The sequence below is a fragment of the Streptomyces sp. NPDC102406 genome, assembly GCF_044765725.1.
Taxonomy (GTDB): Bacteria; Actinomycetota; Actinomycetes; order Streptomycetales; family Streptomycetaceae; genus Streptomyces.
The window spans coordinates 120,768-137,157 of sequence record NZ_JBIWKP010000008.1 but is presented as its reverse complement, the minus strand read 5'-3'; the positions used below and the strand labels follow the sequence as shown (position 1 = coordinate 137,157).

16 protein-coding genes are annotated in these 16,390 nt (G+C 70.9%); 11 read left to right on the top strand and 5 right to left on the bottom strand.

Annotation, left to right across the window (positions count from 1 at the left end):
- The first annotated feature begins 27 nt into the window (after nucleotides 1-27).
- The 11 genes from ACIRF8_RS28090 (at nucleotide 28) to ACIRF8_RS28040 (ending at nucleotide 12,237) form a co-directional block, all read left to right on the top strand.
- Nucleotides 28-2,139: an FtsK/SpoIIIE domain-containing protein gene (locus ACIRF8_RS28090; RefSeq protein WP_404219047.1), complete on the top strand. Its 2,112-nt coding sequence runs from the start codon at nucleotides 28-30 to the stop codon at nucleotides 2,137-2,139.
- A 204-nt stretch (nucleotides 2,140-2,343) separates the two neighbouring features.
- Entirely contained in the window at nucleotides 2,344-2,796 is a 453-nt protein-coding gene (locus ACIRF8_RS28085; protein WP_404219045.1) for a hypothetical protein, read from the top strand.
- A gap of 22 nt (nucleotides 2,797-2,818) precedes the next feature.
- Nucleotides 2,819-3,088 (top strand): hypothetical protein, encoded by a 270-nt coding sequence (locus ACIRF8_RS28080; protein ID WP_404219043.1) that lies wholly within the window; start codon nucleotides 2,819-2,821, stop codon nucleotides 3,086-3,088.
- A 143-nt stretch (nucleotides 3,089-3,231) separates the two neighbouring features.
- Entirely contained in the window at nucleotides 3,232-4,359 is a 1,128-nt protein-coding gene (locus tag ACIRF8_RS28075; protein ID WP_404219041.1) for a DNA cytosine methyltransferase, read from the top strand.
- Nucleotides 4,356-5,246, top strand: a complete 891-nt coding sequence (locus ACIRF8_RS28070; RefSeq protein ID WP_404219039.1) for a bifunctional DNA primase/polymerase — start codon at nucleotides 4,356-4,358, stop codon at nucleotides 5,244-5,246. Before ACIRF8_RS28075 ends, ACIRF8_RS28070 begins: the two co-directional genes overlap by 4 nt.
- Nucleotides 5,243-5,599, top strand: coding sequence for a hypothetical protein (locus tag ACIRF8_RS28065; protein WP_404219036.1), 357 nt, complete (start codon nucleotides 5,243-5,245; stop codon nucleotides 5,597-5,599). Before ACIRF8_RS28070 ends, ACIRF8_RS28065 begins: the two co-directional genes overlap by 4 nt.
- The gene (locus ACIRF8_RS28060) at nucleotides 5,596-6,756 is read left to right on the top strand and encodes a DUF3631 domain-containing protein (RefSeq protein ID WP_404219034.1); all 1,161 of its coding nucleotides are present in this window, start codon (nucleotides 5,596-5,598) and stop codon (nucleotides 6,754-6,756) included. Before ACIRF8_RS28065 ends, ACIRF8_RS28060 begins: the two co-directional genes overlap by 4 nt.
- Nucleotides 6,757-6,927: 171 nt before the next feature.
- The gene (locus ACIRF8_RS28055; RefSeq protein WP_404219032.1) at nucleotides 6,928-7,173 is read left to right on the top strand and encodes a helix-turn-helix transcriptional regulator; all 246 of its coding nucleotides are present in this window, start codon (nucleotides 6,928-6,930) and stop codon (nucleotides 7,171-7,173) included.
- A gap of 79 nt (nucleotides 7,174-7,252) precedes the next feature.
- Nucleotides 7,253-8,518, top strand: a complete 1,266-nt coding sequence (locus ACIRF8_RS28050; protein ID WP_404219030.1) for a tyrosine-type recombinase/integrase — start codon at nucleotides 7,253-7,255, stop codon at nucleotides 8,516-8,518.
- A gap of 276 nt (nucleotides 8,519-8,794) precedes the next feature.
- Nucleotides 8,795-10,435, top strand: a complete 1,641-nt coding sequence (locus ACIRF8_RS28045; protein ID WP_404219028.1) for a penicillin-binding transpeptidase domain-containing protein — start codon at nucleotides 8,795-8,797, stop codon at nucleotides 10,433-10,435.
- A 152-nt stretch (nucleotides 10,436-10,587) separates the two neighbouring features.
- Nucleotides 10,588-12,237, top strand: a complete 1,650-nt coding sequence (locus tag ACIRF8_RS28040; protein ID WP_404219026.1) for a penicillin-binding transpeptidase domain-containing protein — start codon at nucleotides 10,588-10,590, stop codon at nucleotides 12,235-12,237.
- A 55-nt stretch (nucleotides 12,238-12,292) separates the two neighbouring features.
- Here ACIRF8_RS28040 and ACIRF8_RS28035 read toward each other — a convergent pair whose 3' ends face one another.
- The 5 genes from ACIRF8_RS28035 to cbiQ are packed head-to-tail and all read right to left on the bottom strand — an operon-like array spanning nucleotide 12,293 to nucleotide 16,389.
- A complete protein-coding gene (locus tag ACIRF8_RS28035; protein ID WP_404219024.1) occupies nucleotides 12,293-13,066 on the bottom strand; it encodes an SDR family NAD(P)-dependent oxidoreductase in 774 nt (257 codons plus the stop codon).
- A 10-nt stretch (nucleotides 13,067-13,076) separates the two neighbouring features.
- Nucleotides 13,077-14,300 carry a serine hydrolase domain-containing protein gene (locus ACIRF8_RS28030; protein ID WP_404219022.1) on the bottom strand — a complete coding sequence of 408 codons (1,224 nt, stop codon included), beginning with the start codon at nucleotides 14,298-14,300 and terminating at the stop codon, nucleotides 13,077-13,079.
- Nucleotides 14,301-14,360: 60 nt separating this feature from the next.
- Nucleotides 14,361-14,873: a GNAT family N-acetyltransferase gene (locus ACIRF8_RS28025; RefSeq protein ID WP_404219019.1), complete on the bottom strand. Its 513-nt coding sequence runs from the start codon at nucleotides 14,871-14,873 to the stop codon at nucleotides 14,361-14,363.
- On the bottom strand, nucleotides 14,870-15,640 hold the full coding sequence (locus tag ACIRF8_RS28020) for an energy-coupling factor ABC transporter ATP-binding protein (RefSeq protein WP_404219017.1): 771 nt from the start codon (nucleotides 15,638-15,640) through the stop codon (nucleotides 14,870-14,872). Before ACIRF8_RS28020 ends, ACIRF8_RS28025 begins: the two co-directional genes overlap by 4 nt.
- Nucleotides 15,628-16,389 carry a cobalt ECF transporter T component CbiQ gene (gene cbiQ / locus ACIRF8_RS28015; protein ID WP_404219015.1) on the bottom strand — a complete coding sequence of 254 codons (762 nt, stop codon included), beginning with the start codon at nucleotides 16,387-16,389 and terminating at the stop codon, nucleotides 15,628-15,630. The genes ACIRF8_RS28020 and cbiQ overlap by 13 nt, the downstream gene beginning before the upstream one ends.
- Nucleotide 16,390 lies beyond the last annotated feature (1 nt).

The window sequence follows — 16,390 nt, the reverse complement described above, 5'->3', positions numbered from 1 at the left end:
CCTGCGGGCTGTCTGGAGACACCACCCATGAGTGACAACGTCGTTCACCTGCATAAAAACCCTGTCGAGACCTCCGCCCCGGATGCTTCGGTGACCACCCTCACGGTGGTACCGCCCGCGCGTCCGGTGCCGCTGTGGGTGCGTTCCGGACGCGCGATCCGGCACGCGGTCACGCACGAGCACACCCGCACGGTCGGCCGCCTGGCCGTGCGGCACACCATGTATGTGGCCGGGGGCACGAAGATCGTGGCCCGCCGCGCGTGGGACGGACGCACCGCATCCCGCTACGAACGCATGCTCCGCGCCGCCGAAGCGGCCGGGAACTATGAGGTGGCAGCCGAGTGGGAGGAGCGCGGGCAGCGCTACCGCGAGGCCCGCCACCGCCGCCGCATGGACCTGCTCACCTCCCCCGTCGACGCGGCCAAGGGCGCCGCCGCGGGGACCGGTCTGGGCATCGGCGGTCTCCTCGTCCTCGGCATCGCCATGGCGGTAGCCACCAAGGACGTGGGCGATGTGGTCACGCCGCTGATGGCGGTCATCGACTTCATCCGCCTCATGCTGTGGATCGTCCAGATCGTGTGGGGCCCGCTCATCACGATCGGCCCGATCCTCGCCCTGCTCGGACTGTGGACCGTCGGCCGCAACTCCCAGGCCGCCCCCTACTGGGCACTGCCGGACAACATCCGCAACGGCGAGGGCGAACCGATCACACCGTCGATCGTCGTCAAGGCCCTGCGTGACCTGGGGGTACCCGCCCTGCGCAACGCCATCAAGGAGATGGGTGACGCCGGGGCCGGGATGCTGGGCCCGATCCGGATTGCCGGATGCGGGGTCGAAGTCGACGTGACCCTGCCCTCCGGTGTGTCCACGATCGAGGTGCAACAGCGGCGCCGGAAGCTGGCGGAGAACCTGACCCGCCACGAGCACGAGGTGTTCATCACCATCCCGCAGGCGGCCCGCACGGTCCGGCTGTGGGTGGCCGACTCCGGTGCGCTGGACGAGCCGATCGGCCCGTCCCCGCTGACCACGGACGACACCCTGACCGCCGACTACGCCAAGGGCAAGGCGCCGTGGGGTCAGGACCTGCGCGGCGACGCAGCGGCACTGAGCCTGTATCAGCGCCACCTGCTCATCACGGGCTTGTCCAACCAGGGCAAGACGGTCGCCCTGCGCTCGCTCGCGCTGTGGCTCGCGCTGGACAAGTCCGTTGAGTTCCTGATGGGTGACCTCAAGGGCGTCGGTGACTGGGCCATGTTCGACGGTCTCGCCCGCACCCTGATCCAGGGGCCGACGGATGAGCACGTCATCCAGGTGACCGAGATGGTGGAGGGCGCCGTGGAGGAGATGAACCGCCGTATCCAGGCGCCGCCCGGCACGGTGTTCCCGCCGCTGATCGTGCTGGTGGATGAGGCGCAGGTGGCGTTCATGTGCCCGCTCAAGGACGATGACAAGCGCCCGTATGGCGGCTCCAAGGCCAACTCCCGCTACTTCATGGCCGTGCGCAAGATTCACAACCAGGGGCGAGCGGTCAACGTCCTGATGTGGCAGGGCACTCAGGACCCCACCGACCAGAACCTGCCCAAGCTCGTGCGGGAAGGCGCCCACACCCGCGCCTCGCTCGCACTGGGTACCGAATCACAGGCCCGCATGGCGCTGGGAGACAAGGCCGTGGACGGCGGCGCCGCCCCGAACCTGCTCCGACCCGGCCTGGACCGGGGCACCCTGGTCGTGGCCTCCGACGGCATCGCCATCCCGGCCGGCCAGTCGTCCATCACGGTGCGCACCCACTACATCGACGACGACGCGGCCGAAGCCATCACCGACCGCGCCAAGGCGATGCGCGACGGCGTCACTACCCTGACCGTGATCGAACGGGGCGAGGAACGCGACCCGCTGGCCGACATCGCGTCCGTTGTCGGCGACGCGCCACGCGTGCTCACCCAGACCGTGCTTCAACGGCTCGCCGCCCTGAACGAGAACGCCTACGGCCGCTGGTCGTTCGGTGACCTCAAACGCGCCCTGGAGGACGCTGGCGCCGACCCGTACAAGTCCGACGGGCGCATGGTCGTGGGCCGTGAGCGGGTGGCCCGCGCTCTCTCCAACCGCGACACCGAGGGTTCCGTTTCTGCCTCCGAGTGAAGGGAGGCAAGCACCCGGCGGGCCAGGGAGGCAGGGAGAACTCCCTGATCCCCTCCCTGTCCTGCCTCCCTGGCTCTGACCTGCGTAAATGATCGTTCAGGGAGTCAGGGAGGCGTGCAGGTCAGCACCCCTGAAACCACCTCCACAGCACCCCTGCAAGGGGGTGCCTCTGCCTCCCTGACCCACACCCGGAAGGGATTCCGCATGCTGCCCGAACCCGCCCACCACACCCACGCCGAAGCGCCCGTCATCGTTCACCAGCCCGCCCCGATCCAGCACGTGCAGGCCGCTCCGGTCGTCGCCGTGCAGCCCGGCTACATCCCCACCGTGCAGACCATCGTCCTGCCCGACGGACGCGCCGTCACCGGCTACGCCCTCAACCCCGCCCAACCCGAACCCCTCGCGGTCAAGCCGCCCGTCTCCCGCGCTGCGGTGAACGTCGCCCTCGGCGGGGTCGGCTTCCTCGCGGTATGCGGCGGGCTGCTGCTGCTCACCACGTTCATCGCCGCACTCGCCGCGCTCATCCACCAGCTCATCATCCTGGCCGCCGTCATCTTCGGCGGTTGGATCGCGGTGCAGGTGCTGGGTGCCTCGCGCGGCGGGACCACGGTCAACATCCGCAAGGCCGTCTTCAAGCGCAACCACTTTCATAGCTGACCAACCGAGGGGAGCACGTGCCATGCCCGTATCCCGCCGTATCGGCGCCGCTCTGAGCATCACCGCTTTAGGGGTCGGTCTGCTGACCGGCTGCCTGCCCGAGGGGCCGCCCGGTGTCGTCGTCGCCAAAGACAACCGCTGGGACTCCGCGACCAAAACGCGCCCCAACTACCTGACTGTGCGCACCGCCAACGGTGAGCGCAAGGACTTCAAGGTCTCGGTCGAGAACTTCGACCGCTGCACCGTCGGCGAGCACTATCCCGCCTGCACCAAGAGCAAGAACGACTCCTAGCTACGCCAAGGGCGGCCCCCTACGTCTCGCCAAAGTCGCGGGGCCGCCCTTGTCACCCAGCACCTGCAACAGGACTGGAGACACCCAGCATGACCGAACCGACCGACATCAGGCGAGTACCGATCGCATCCCAGCGTCTGAGCGTGGTTGACGCGGCCTCGACCGGAGCAGGCAATCAACTGATCCCCAGCGGCATCGTGGAACTGTTCCGTGGGCCTGGAGGCTGGGCAGAGGGCCTGCGCCTGCTCGGCCTGGCCGACATCGGCCTGGAGTGGGACACCGCCGCGTGCAGGACTGCGCACGCCGCCGGCCACGTGACCATCCAGACCGACGTTGCCGCCTACCCGACAGACCCGTTCAAGGGCCGCATCGCCGGGCTCATCGCCTCACCCCCGTGCCAGGCCTGGTCCCGCGCCGGGAAACGCGCCGGACTCGCCGATCAAGCGCTCGTCCACCAGGCGGTGTCCGACCTCGCCCATGGCCGCGACGCCCGCGCCGCGCTCCTCGACCAGTGCACGGACAAGCGGTCCCTGCTCGCCGCAGAGCCGATGCGCTGGCTGCACGACCTGCGCCCGGAGTGGGTGTGCCTGGAAGAAGTCCCCGACGTGCTCCCGCTGTTCCAGCAGTACGCCGACATCCTGCGCCGCTGGGGCTACAGCGTGTGGATCGGCATCCTCAACGCGGCCGACTACGGCGTACCGCAGACCCGCAGGCGCGCCATTCTCCTGGCCTCCCGCCTCCGCGCTGTGAGCGCACCCGATCCGACCCACGCCAAGAGCCCGGCGCTCGACCTGTTCGGCGGGTGCCAGGCCCCCTGGGTGTCCATGGCCGACGCGTTGAGCCTGCCGCCCGGCGTCACCATCAACACCCGCGGAGAGCGCACCACACCCGGCGGCAACGAATTCCCGGCCGACCGCCCGAGCAACGCGCTCACCGGTAGGGCCCGTTCCTGGAAGCTCCGCTCCGGGCAGGGCTGGAAACTGCCCGATGGCAGCGTCGAACGATACGAGCGGGCGGTCAGCGAGCCCTCCTTCACCATCACCGGCACCGCGAACCGCTGCAAGTGGGTGGGCGCCGGCGTCGAGGAACGCAACCTGACCCTCGAAGAGGCCGCGATCCTCCAATCGTTCCCGGCCGATCACCCCTTCCACGGCACCCGGACCAAGCAGTTCGAACAGGTTGGCAACGCAGTCCCGCCCCTGCTAGCCGCGCACATCGTCTCCGTGCCCACCGGCATCCCCGTCCGATCCCCCCTGGGGGTGGCGGCATGACCGGCGACCTGATCACCGCCGCACTGAACGCCGCCGCACACGGCTGGCACGTCTTCCCGCTACGTCCCGGCACCAAGCGGCCCGCACTGCACGGCGAGAGCGTCTGCCCACGCACCGGAGCGTGCGAGCACGGGCATGTGAAGTGGGAGCAGCGCGCCACCACCGACCCCGACCGCATCCACGCCGCATGGTCCACCGGCCCGTTCAACGTCGGCATCGCCACCGGCCCTTCCGGCCTGGTCGTCCTCGACCTGGACATGCCCAAGGACAAGAGCAATGCGGACGCGCCTGACGGCGCGGCAACCTTCGGGGCGCTCTGCGAGCGCGCCGGGCACGCCGTCCCCGACACCTACCGTGTGCGGACCGCGAGCGGCGGAACCCACCTGTACTTCACCGCCCCCGACGGTGTCCGCTACGCCAACACGGCGGGCACCATCGGCGAGTTGATCGACACGCGGGCATGGGGCGGGTACGTCGTCGCGGCAGGCAGCACCACCCCGGCGGGAGCCTACGAAGCCGTCAGCGGCTCCGTGGCGCTCCCACTGCCCGAATGGATGCAAACCATCCTGAAACCGGCCCCTAGGCCATCTGTGGCCCCTCTGAGGCTTCCTGCGGTCGACGGGAGCCGTGCGGCACTCGCCGCACTCGACGCTGAGTGCGCCATCGTCGCGGCGGCGCCCGAGTCGCAGCGCAACACCACGTTGAACCGCAGCGCGTTCAAGGTGGGCAGGTTCGTCGCGTGGGGCGACCTCCCCCGGCACGTGGCAGAGGAGGCCTTCCAAGGGGCGGGGGAGGCGAGCGGACTCACGCCGGCCGAGTGCCGCACCACCATCCGCAGCGCCCTGGACAGCTCCGCCCGCACCGTCCGGCCACGGGAGGCAGCATGACCACCGCCCCCCGCCTCCCCTTGGAAGGCCAACCCGCCACCAGGGCACGGCTGCACGCCGCCCCACAGGCTGTGGACACGACGGCGGTGGGCGCCCGAAAGGTGGTCGCCGAAGGCGTCCGCACTGCTCGTGGCATGGACCCGCACGGCGGCGACGGGCGCCGTCCCATCGCGTGGCTGACCATCAACGCGCCCGGTCGCGGCACCATCCCCACCGCCACCTCGTGGTGCGCGTGCGGACGCGACCGCAGCGCCGTTGGCATCCGCCGGGTGCTCGCCCTCATCGACGACCACACCGCCCACCGCACCGCCTGCCCCCTGCGCAACCCCCAGGAAGGAAGGGCCGCCGCATGACCGACCACACCGACGGCGCCGCACTGCTGGACGAGGTGGAAGCCTTCCACCGCCGCTTCAACGTCTTCCCCACCGACGCCGCATACGTCGCCGTGGCCCTGTGGGACGCACACGCGCACCTGCTCGACTGCTTCGACTCCACACCGCGTCTCGCGTTCCTGTCCCCCGAACCGGGGTCGGGCAAGTCGCGGGCCCTGGAGATCGTGGAAACGCTCGTGCCGCATCCCATGGTCGCGGTCAACGCATCCGCCGCCGCCCTCTTCCGGGCGGTGTCCGGAGCGGACGGGCGGCCCACGATCCTGTTCGATGAGATCGACACGATCTTTGGCCCCAAGGCCGGGGACAACGAGGACCTGCGCGGCTTCCTGAATGCCGGACACCGCCGCACCGGAGTGACGTACCGGTGCATCGGCGACGGCGGTAACCAGACCGTGCAGGCCTTCCCCTCGTACTGCGCGGTCGCGGTCGCGGGGCTCGGATCGCTGCCGGACACGATCCTGACGCGCTCCATCGTCATCCGTATGCGCCGCCGGGCCCGCAACGAACGCGTCGAACCCTTCCGCGCCCGCCTCCACGAAGCCGAGGGGCACAAGCTCCGCGACCGGCTCGCCACATGGGCCGAGCAGGCACGGGGATTCGTGCTGGGGGCGTGGCCGGACATGCCCGAGGGGGTCACCGACCGCCCCGCCGACGTGTGGGAACCGCTGCTCGCCATCGCCGACGCCATCGGCGGATCGTGGCCCGAGCGAGCACGGGAAGCCTGCGTGACGCTGGTCAAGGCGGCACAGACCACCGACAAACACAGTCTCGGCATCCGGCTGCTCACCGACCTGCGCGATCACGTCCTGATCGGCGTCGACAAGCTGCCCACCATCGCCATCCTCGACCGGCTCAACGCCCTCGATGACGCCCCGTGGGCCGACCTCGACGGCAAACCCTTCGACAACCGGCGCCTTGCCCGGATGCTCGGGGAGTACATGACGGGCGACAACACCCCCATCCGCTCCCGGAACATCCGCACCGCCGGCGGGGTGCTCAAGGGCTTCCACGCGGAGGACCTGACGGACGCCTGGGCGCGGTACTGCCCGCCCCCTCCCCAGGAGTCCGCTACAGCCGCTACGCCGCTACAGCCCAGCTCAGAGCACCTGAATCTGTAGCGGCACCGAAGCGTGTAGCGGCTACACCCGCTACGGCGTAGCGCACGCGTAGCCGCTACACGCCACCCCTCCGCTACAAAAACACCCCCGCTGACCTGCGATGTAGCGGCGTAGCGGATGTAGCGGACTTCCCAGAAGGGCCCCACGACGCTCACACCGATAAGGACCCGCATGCGCTCCCTGACTCCGACAGACAGCGGTCCGCGCGCCACTCTCCGAGCCGGATTGCCTGACCGCTACCTCACCCCCGACGACATCGCCGAAATCTTCGAAGTGCCCAAGGAAACCGTCTACCAGTGGCGCAAGAAGCGCACCGGACCGCCCGGTTTCCGCATCGGCAAGCACGTGCGCTACGACCCCGCCGACGTGCAGTCCTACGTCGCCGAACTCCGCCGTACGGCCATCGACGCCGCCTGACGTAACCACCGTTCAACTCGACTGGGAGGGCAGCTCAGCGGCCCTCCCAGTGTGCTGTCGAGAAGGGACCACCACCCAAATGGCAGGCCACATCCAAGACCGCTGGTTCAAGACCGAGACAGACGCCGACGGGAAAACCAGTCGCGTTAAGACCGAGCGCTACGGCACCGGACTCCGCTACCGGGCCCGTTACATCGGCCCCGACGGCAGCGAGAAGTCCAAGAGCTTTGCCGATGGGCAGAAGCGTCTCGCCGAGAAGTGGCTGACCAACATCGAGGCCGACATGTCGCGCGGCCAGTACACCGACCCTCGCGCTTCACGGATCACCTTCCGGCAATACGCCGAGAAGTGGGTAAAGGCTCACCCGGGCGAGATCAACAGCCGCGAGGCAGCGGAACGACGCCTGCGACTGCACGCCTACCCCTACTTCGGAACTCGTCCGCTCGGCTCGTTCAAACCGGAGCACATCCGTTCCTGGCTCGCCGAGTTGGAACCTGTGGCTCCTGCCGAATCCAGTCGCCGCATCATCTTTGGCACGGTCTCCGCAGTCCTCAACGCGGCAGTGGATGACGGACTGCTCGCGAAGAACCCGTGCCATGCCCGATCGGTGACGGTCCCGAAGGCTGCTCCGGGGCAGGTCGTGCCCTGGACTATCCCTCAGGTCTTCACGGTCCAGGAGGCGCTACCGGAACACTTCCGGGCCGCCGTCGCTGTCGGCGCCGGTTGCGGTCTTCGGCAGGGTGAAGTCTTCGGCCTCTCGGTCGATGAACTCAACATCGAGGGTGGTTGGCTGCACGTGAACCACCAGCTCAAGCGAATCCGGGGCAAGTACGTCTTCGCGCGGCCGAAAGGAAACAAGACCAGGAAGGTTCCACTCCCCGAAGTCGTCGGCGTCGCGCTCAGCGCACACATCAAGCGGTTCGCGCCGGCGCCCATCACGCTGCCCTGGCGTACCCCCGACGGAGCGCCCGTCACCAAGCGGCTGTTGTTCTCCGGAGACAGAGGCGATCACGTCCGCGTAAGCCACTTCAACGACTCGAAGTGGAAACCTGCTCTGGTGGCTGCCGGGATCATCCCGGAGCCCGAGAAGGGCAAGCGATATGCCGCCGCGCCGGACGACGGCATGCACGCGCTGCGCCACTTCTACGCGTCGGTGCTACTCGACGCGGGAGAGAACATCAAGGCCCTGAGCCAGTACCTCGGTCACGCCGATCCCGGCTTCACCCTGCGCACGTACACGCACCTCATGCCGAGCAGCGAGGGCCGCACGCGGAAGGCTGTGGACCGGATCTTCAGGGGGCCCGTGGAGCAAGATCACGGCCCAGAGACGGCCCAGGCAGCCTGACGGACTACCGACCTGCCCACATCGTCCCAGGTCGGGGCGCACGCAACCCCGACCATCCGGGATTCCATCTACTTCTGGCCGATCTACACCGGCCACGCCATCCCGATCGATTCCTGGCGTTCACGGATGTGGCTGGATACGTGGGTGTGAGCTGGTTTCGGCCGCAGGTGTGATCACTCTTCGGACACCTTCGGACACCATCTGGACAACACCCTGCGCAGCGGGGTTCCCACGTGCCTAGAGTCCCTTCGGTCAGATCCTGGGGAGGGGACGCGCATGCGCAAGGGGGTCAAGGTCGCCCTGGTCGGTGGGGTGTTCGCCGTGATGGTGGGCGGCGCCGGGTATGGGGCCTACAACATCGTCACGGCGGTGTCGGGCGCCGGGGGTTCGTCGGCGGCGGGTGCGCCCGGGGCGCGCAGGAGCGGGCCGCCGACGGGCGAGGAGATCAAGGAGACGTCGGCGAAGTTCCTCGCGGCGTGGGCGAGGAACGACGCGGACGGGGCCGCGTCCGCCACGAACTACGCGGACAGCGCGCGGCCCGCGCTCCAGGGCTGGCGCGACGACGGGCACGTCATCCGCACCGTGCTGAAGGCGGGGACGCCGGTCGGCGCCCGGGTTCCCTTCACCGTGCGGGCCACGGTGTCGTTCGAGGGCAGGAAGCGGACGCTGGCGTACGACTCGTCGCTGACGGTCGTGCGCGGTGAGACCACGGGCAAGGCGCTCGTGCGGTGGCGGCCGTCCGTCCTGCACCCGGCCATGCGCGAGGGCGACACGCTCGTCACCGGCGAGTCCGCGGCGCCGCCCATCGAGGCCGTGGACCGTGACGGGGCGGTGCTGTCGAAGGCGAAGTACCCCTCGCTCGGGCCCGTTCTGGACACGCTGCGCGCCAAGTACGGGGAGGCGGCGGGCGGTTCGCCGGGGGTCGAGACGTTCATCCGGCACGAAGGCAGCGACGGGACGAGCACCGAGAAGACGCTGCTCACCCTCGCCAAGGGCAAGCCGGGCACCCTGCGTACGACGATCAGGGCGGGCGCGCAGGCGGCGGCCGAGCAGGCGGTGACGAAGTTCTCGAAGTCGGCGGTGGTGGCGGTCAAGCCGTCCACGGGCGAGGTCCTCGCGGTCGCCAACCACGGGTACGGCGAGTTCAACGCGGCGTTCGAGGGGCGGCTGGCCCCCGGCTCCACGATGAAGGTCATCACCGCGGCGGCGTTGATCGACAACGGTGTCACGTCGATGACCGGCAAGGCGCCGTGCCCGGACTCGGCGGTCGCCCTGAGCCAGACCTTCCACAACCTCACCGGCATGCGGCCGAACGAGGGCGCGACGCTGGCCGACAGCTTCCAGCGCTCCTGCAACACCGCCTTCATCAAGCTCTCCGACGAGCTGGGCGCGGACACGTTCGCGGCCGAGGCGCGGAACCGGTTCGGGCTCGGCAAGGACTGGCAGACGGGGATCGTGTCGTACGACGGCGCGGTGCCGGTCAACGGGAACTCGGACGACCCGGCCGGGATGATCGGCCAGGGCAAGGTGACGATGAACCCGCTGAACATGGCGTCGGTCACGGCGACCGCGATCACCGGCGCGTTCCACCAGCCGATCCTCGTCTCCCCGGAGCTCGGCGACCGTCGGCTCGCCACCGCGCGGGGGCTGCCCGCCTCGACCGTGTACCAGCTCAAGCAGATGATGCGGCTGACCGCGACCTCGCCGACCGGTACGGCGCGCGACGCGATGGCCGGACTCACCGGGGACATCGGGGCGAAGACCGGTTCCGCGGAGGTCGACGGGCAGGCCGTGTCCAACTCCTGGTTCACGGGATACCGGGGCGATGTGGCCGCCGCGGCGATGGCGGAGAGCGGCGGACACGGCGGCGACGCGGCCGGACCGATCGTGGCCTCGGTGCTGCGCGCCGGATCGTAACGAAACCGCGGGCTCCTGTACGGCGTTCTGTCCTACGACGGAAGCGACTTGGGCCACCCCGTAATCTGGGCCACCCGCAGAACACCGGAGGACGAACGTTGGGCACCAGAGGCAGGCGCAGGCCCCCAGAGCGCCGGAACACCCACACCCTGGTGATCGGCGCGGCAGCCGCCGTGGCCGTCGTCGGGGCCGGCGTCGGCGCGTACGCCCTGATGGACGGCGGCGCGGTGTCCTCCGCCGCGGTGGACGACAAGCCGAGCGTCCCGACGGGCCCGCCGAGCGCCGCCGAGGTCACGGCGGTGTCCGGCCGGTTCCTCACCGCCTGGCAGTCCGGCGACGTGGCGCGGGCCGCCGCGTACACGGACGACGCGGCCACCGCGAGGACCGCGCTCACGGAGCTGGCGAAGGACGCCCACCTCGACGACATGAAGATCGTCCCGGGCGTCCGGGCGGGCGCCCGCGTCCCCTTCCACGTCACGTCGATGGTCTCGTACGCGAAGAAGCCCGGCGGGGCCGGGTTCAGCAAGCCGTACGCGTACGACTCCTCGCTCACGGTGGTGCGCCGCAAGAGCGACGGGAAGGTCCTCGTCGACTGGCGGCCGTCCGTCGCCCACCCGGAGCTGAAGGACGGCGACCGGCTCGTCACCGGGGAGGCCGGTGATCCGCCGATCAAGGCGGTGGACCGCGCGGGCGGCGAGCTGACCGCGAAGAAGTACCCCTCCCTCGGCACCGTCCTCGACGGGCTGCGCGAGAAGTTCGGCAAGAAGGCCGGCGGCACGGCCGGCATCGAGCTGCGCGTCGTGCGCAAGGAGCCCGCGAAGGGCACCGGCAAGGGTGCCGCGAAGAACGCGCTGCCCGACAAGACGCTGCTCACCCTCTCCGAGGGCACCCCGGGCACCGTGAGGACGACGATCAGCCCGGCCGTGCAGACCGCCGCGGAGAAGCAGGTCGCCTCGCGGGAGCGGGCCTCCGTCGTCGTGCTGCGGCCCTCGACCGGCGAGATCCTGGGCGTGGCCAACTCCAGCCCGGGCTTCAACACGGCGTTCCAGGGGGCGCTCGCGCCCGGCTCCACGATGAAGGTCATCACGTCGTCGCTGCTCCTGGAGAAGGGGCTCGCGGACGTCGACAAGAAGCACCCGTGCCCGAAGTACTTCACGTACGGGCACTGGAAGTTCCAGAACGACGACAAGTTCCAGATCAAGAACGGCACGTTCAAGGCGAGCTTCGCCGCGTCCTGCAACACCGCCTTCATCAGCCAGGCCCCGAAGCTGGAGAACGACTCGCTGACCAAGCAGGCGCAACAGGTCTTCGGGCTCGGGCTCGACAACTGGGCGATCGGCGTGCCCAGTTTCGACGGCGCGGTGCCGGTGCAGTCGGACGCGCAGATGGCGGCGTCGCTGATCGGGCAGGGCGGGGTGCGGATGAACCCGCTCAACATGGCGTCGGTCGCGGCGACCGTGAAGTCCGGCACCTTCCACCAGCCCTACCTCGTCTCGCCCGACGTCGACCACCGCACGCTCGCGAAGGCCGCCCGGTCCCTGTCGGGCGGGACCGCCGCGAAGCTGCGGGAGCTGATGCACTACACGGCGGTCGCGGGCACGGCCGTGAAGCCGATGTCCGGGCTCGGCGCCGACATGGGGGCGAAGACGGGCTCGGCGGAGGTCGACGGGCAGAAGGAGCCCAACGGCTGGTTCACGGCCTGGCGCGGGGATCTCGCGGCGGCGGCGGTGGTCCAGCAGGGCGGACACGGCGGCGACTCGGCGGGCCCGATCGTGCGGCAGATGCTGCTCAACGGCGGCTGACGGGCGGTTCACCGGGCGGGAACGACGCCCCTGAGCGGCTCCCGAAGACCGGCTCTCAGGGAGCTGAGCGCTTGAACCCCGAGTTCACCGCCGTGATGCCGCCGTCCACGGGAAGCGTCACCCCGGTCACCCACGCGGCGTCGCGCGACGCGAGGAAGGCCACGGCCGCCGCGATGTCCTCCGGCTCCCCGATCCGGCCCAGCGGATACAGCTCGCGCAGGGCGTCGGGGTCGCGGTCCTGGTCCGTCCAGGCGGGGGTGCGGACCGTGCCCGGGGCGACGAGGTTGACGCGGACGCCGCGCGGGCCCGCGTGCCCCGCGAGGGTGCGTGTCAGGGAGACCAGGCCCGCCTTGGCGGCGCTGTAGGCGTGGTTGCCGAAGTCCTGGAGGCCGTTGACCGAACCGACGCCGACGATCGCGCCGCGACCGGAGGCGGCCAGGTGCGGCAGGGCCGCCTTGCAGCAGCGGTAGGCGCCGGTGAGGGAGAGATCGAGGTCGCGGGCCCACGCCTCGTCGTCCTCGTCCTCGAAGAGGGCGGCGTCGGCGTGGCAGGCGTAGGCGTTGTTGACGAGGACGTCGAGACGGCCGAAGGCATCGACGGCGCCCGCGACGGCGGCCTCCACCGAACCCCGGTCGCCCACGTCGCAGCGGTGCGCGACGGCGGCGCCGCCCTGCTCCCGGATCTCTCCCGCGGTCTTCTCCGCGGCCGTCAAGTCGACGTCGGTGACGAGGACTTGAGCACCCTCGGCGGCGAGACGGCGGGCGACGGCGGCGCCGATGCCACGTCCCGCGCCGGTGATCAGAGCCGCGTACCCCTCAAAACGTGTCATGCCCCCGACGCTACTCGGGAACGCTCCCCCGAGCCGCCCCCGAGGGTGAACACACCTCGCGCACCGCTCTGACCAGGGCCTGGGCGCGCGGGTCGGCGGTGACGCCCTTGCTCATCCCGTTGGTGACGTAGCCGAACGCGATGCCCGTCTCCGGGTCGGCGAAGCCGAGGACGCCGCCGCGCCCGGGGTGGCCGAAGGAGTGCGGGGTCAGGAGCGGGGAGGCGATGCCGTGCAGCATGTGGCCGAGGCCGAAGCGGGACGGGACGACGAGGACGCGGTCGGGGCCCGAGGAGGCCTCCGTCCGGGCGAGCCGGACCGTCTCCGGGGTGAACAGCCGCGTACCGCCGTCCACCTCACCGATCAGCGCGGCGTAGAGGCGGGCCAACCCGTCGGCGGTGCCGATGCCGCCCGAGCCGGGGAGTTCGGCGGCGCGGTAGGCCGGGTCGTTCTCGTCCGGCGCCGGGGTGATCGTGTCGAAGGCGCGCCGGGTCAGGGACGCCGGGTTCGTGTACGCCTCGACGAGGGCCCGCTTGGGGCGGGAGCGCGGGGCGCCGGGCACGGTCGGCGGCTCGATCGGGCCGATGCGTCCGGCGCGGTGGGCCTGGGCCTCGGGCAACCCGATCCACACGTCGGCGCGGGCCGGCCCGGCCAGTTCCTCGGCGACGAACGTACCGAGGGAGCGGCCGGTGACCCGGCGCACGAGTTCGCCGGTGAGCCAGTTGTACGTCTGCGCGTGGTAGCCGTGCTCGGTGCCGGGCGCCCAGAACGGGGCCTGCGCCGCGACGGCCGCGGCACCGCGCTCGGGGTCGGTGGCCTCGGCCGGGGTCAGCGGCCGGTCCAGGGCGGGGACGCCCGCGCGGTGCGCGAGGACGTGCCGGACGAGCGCGCTCTCCTTGCCGTGCGCCTTGAACTCGGGCCAGTACGCCCCGACGGGGGCGTCCAGGTCGAGCAGCCCGCGCTGGTGCAGCAGGAGCAGGGCGGCGGCGGACACGCCCTTGGTGGCGGACCGCAGGATCTGCGCGGTCCCGGGGCCCCACTCCGCCCCGCCGTCCCCCTCGGCGCCCCCGACTCCCCCGACTCCCCCGTCGATGTTGCGCGTCCCCGCATACAGGTCGACGACCTTGTGCCCGTCCCGGTAGACGACGACGCCCGCGCCGCGCTCGCCGCGCTCTTCGAAGTTCTGGGCGAACACCGCCCTGACACCTTCGAATCCGGGCGCGGTCGTGCCGTTCACTGCTGTATCCACGGTAGGTGCAACCGGCACCGATGCGGTCGCATTCCGCGCGGACACGGCTCAGGCCCCCAGGCTCCGGCTCCAGCGGAGCTCGCCGTCGTGCAGGACCCCGGTGGGGGCGAGCCCGGCGGCGCGGGCCACGGCTGCGGACGCGTGGTGGTCGGGGTGGACATGAGCGATCACGGTCCGGACCTCCCCCGTCGCGGCGAGCCGGCCGACGAGCCCCCGGGCCGCCTCGACGGCGATGCCCCTGCCCTGCCACGGGGTGCCGACCACCCAGGCGACCTCGGCGAGGGACCCGGTGACCGTCGCCTGGACGGTGCCGGTCAGGCAGTTCTCGGCGCGCAGCAGGACCACCCAGTTCAGCCAGGTCACGGCCGGGTCGGGGGAGCCCGCGGTCAGGCGCTCGTAGCGGGCCCGCAGGGAGTCCGGGGTGTCGGGGGCGCCGCCGATGAAGGTGTGCAGCGCCGGATCGGACAGGACGACGGCCATCTCGGCCGCGTGCCCGACCTCGACCGGCAGGAGGTCGAGGCGGGCGGTGGCGAGAGCACCGGCCGCCGGCGGGTGGTTCAAGCCGTCTTCCCCGCGACCGACTTCGGGTCGAAGCCGAACGGCAGTTCCAGGCGGTGGGCGCGCATCAGGTCCTCGTCCGCGAGGAGATCACCGGTCGCGCCGTCCGCCGCGATGACGCCCTCGCTGAGGATCACCGCGCGGGGGCAGAGTTCGAGGGCGTAGGGCAGGTCGTGCGTGACCATGAGGACCGTGACGTCCAGCGAGCGCAGGATGTCGGCGAGTTCGCGGCGGGAGGCGGGGTCGAGGTTGGAGGACGGCTCGTCGAGGACGAGGATCTCCGGCTCCATCGCGAGGACCGTGGCGACCGCCACCCTGCGGCGCTGACCGAAGGAGAGATGGTGCGGGGGCCGGTCCGCGTACTCCTCCATGCCGACCGAGGCGAGCGCCTTGCGGACCCGCGCCTCCAGTTCGGGGCCCTTCATGCCCGCGGCGGCCGGGCCGAACGCGACGTCCTCGCGGACCGTCGGCATGAACAACTGGTCGTCCGGGTCCTGGAAGACGATGCCGACCTTGCGCCGGATCTCCGCCATGTTCCGCTTCCCGACGGGCAGGCCCGCGACCGTGACGGTACCGGCGCCGCCGGTCAGGATGCCGTTCAGGTGCAGGACGAGGGTGGTCTTGCCCGCGCCGTTCGGGCCGAGCAGCGCGACCCGTTCGCCCTTGCCGATGGTCAGGTCGACGCCGAAGAGGGCCTGATGTCCGTCGGGGTAGGCGAAGGCGAGCCCGGACACGTGCAGGGAGGCAGGAGAGGCAGTCACAGGGTCCATCCCAGCAGACACACCACGAGTGCCGCACCCGGCAGGGCCAGCGCGGACGACCACTGCGTCCGGGAGGCCGTCACCTCGTCGATCACCGGCATGGAACCGGCGTACCCCCGGCTGACCATCGCCAGGTGCACGCGCTCGCCGCGTTCGTAGGAGCGGATGAACAGCGCCCCCGCCGACTTGGCGAGGACACCCCATTGCCGTACGCCCCTGGCCTCGAAGCCGCGCGACTCCCGGGCGATCTTCATGCGCCGCATCTCGTCCGTGATGACATCGCCGTAGCGGATCATGAACGAGGCGATCTGGACGAGGAGGGGCGGCAGCTTCAGGCGTTGCAGGCCCAGCAACAGCTCGCGCAGTTCCGTCGTGGACGCCAACAGGACCGACGCCGCGACGCCCAGCGTGCCCTTGGCCAGGACGTTCCACGCGCCCCACAGGCCGCTCTCGCTGAGGGAGAGGCCGAGCACCTGCACCCGTTCGCCCTCCGCGACGAACGGCATGAGGACCGCGAAGGCGACGAAGGGGACCTCGATGAACAGCCGCTTCAGCAGATAGCCGGCCGGGACGCGGGCCGCGTACGCGACGGTCGCGAGGAGCATCGCGTAGAGCGCGAACGCCCACATCGCCTCGCGCGGTGTGGAGACGACGACCACGACGAAGCAGAGGACGGCGGCGAGCTTGGTGTGCGGCGGCAGGGCGTGCACGGGCGAGTGCCCGGCGCGGTAGAGGCGGTGCGCGTGTCCGGCGCCCATG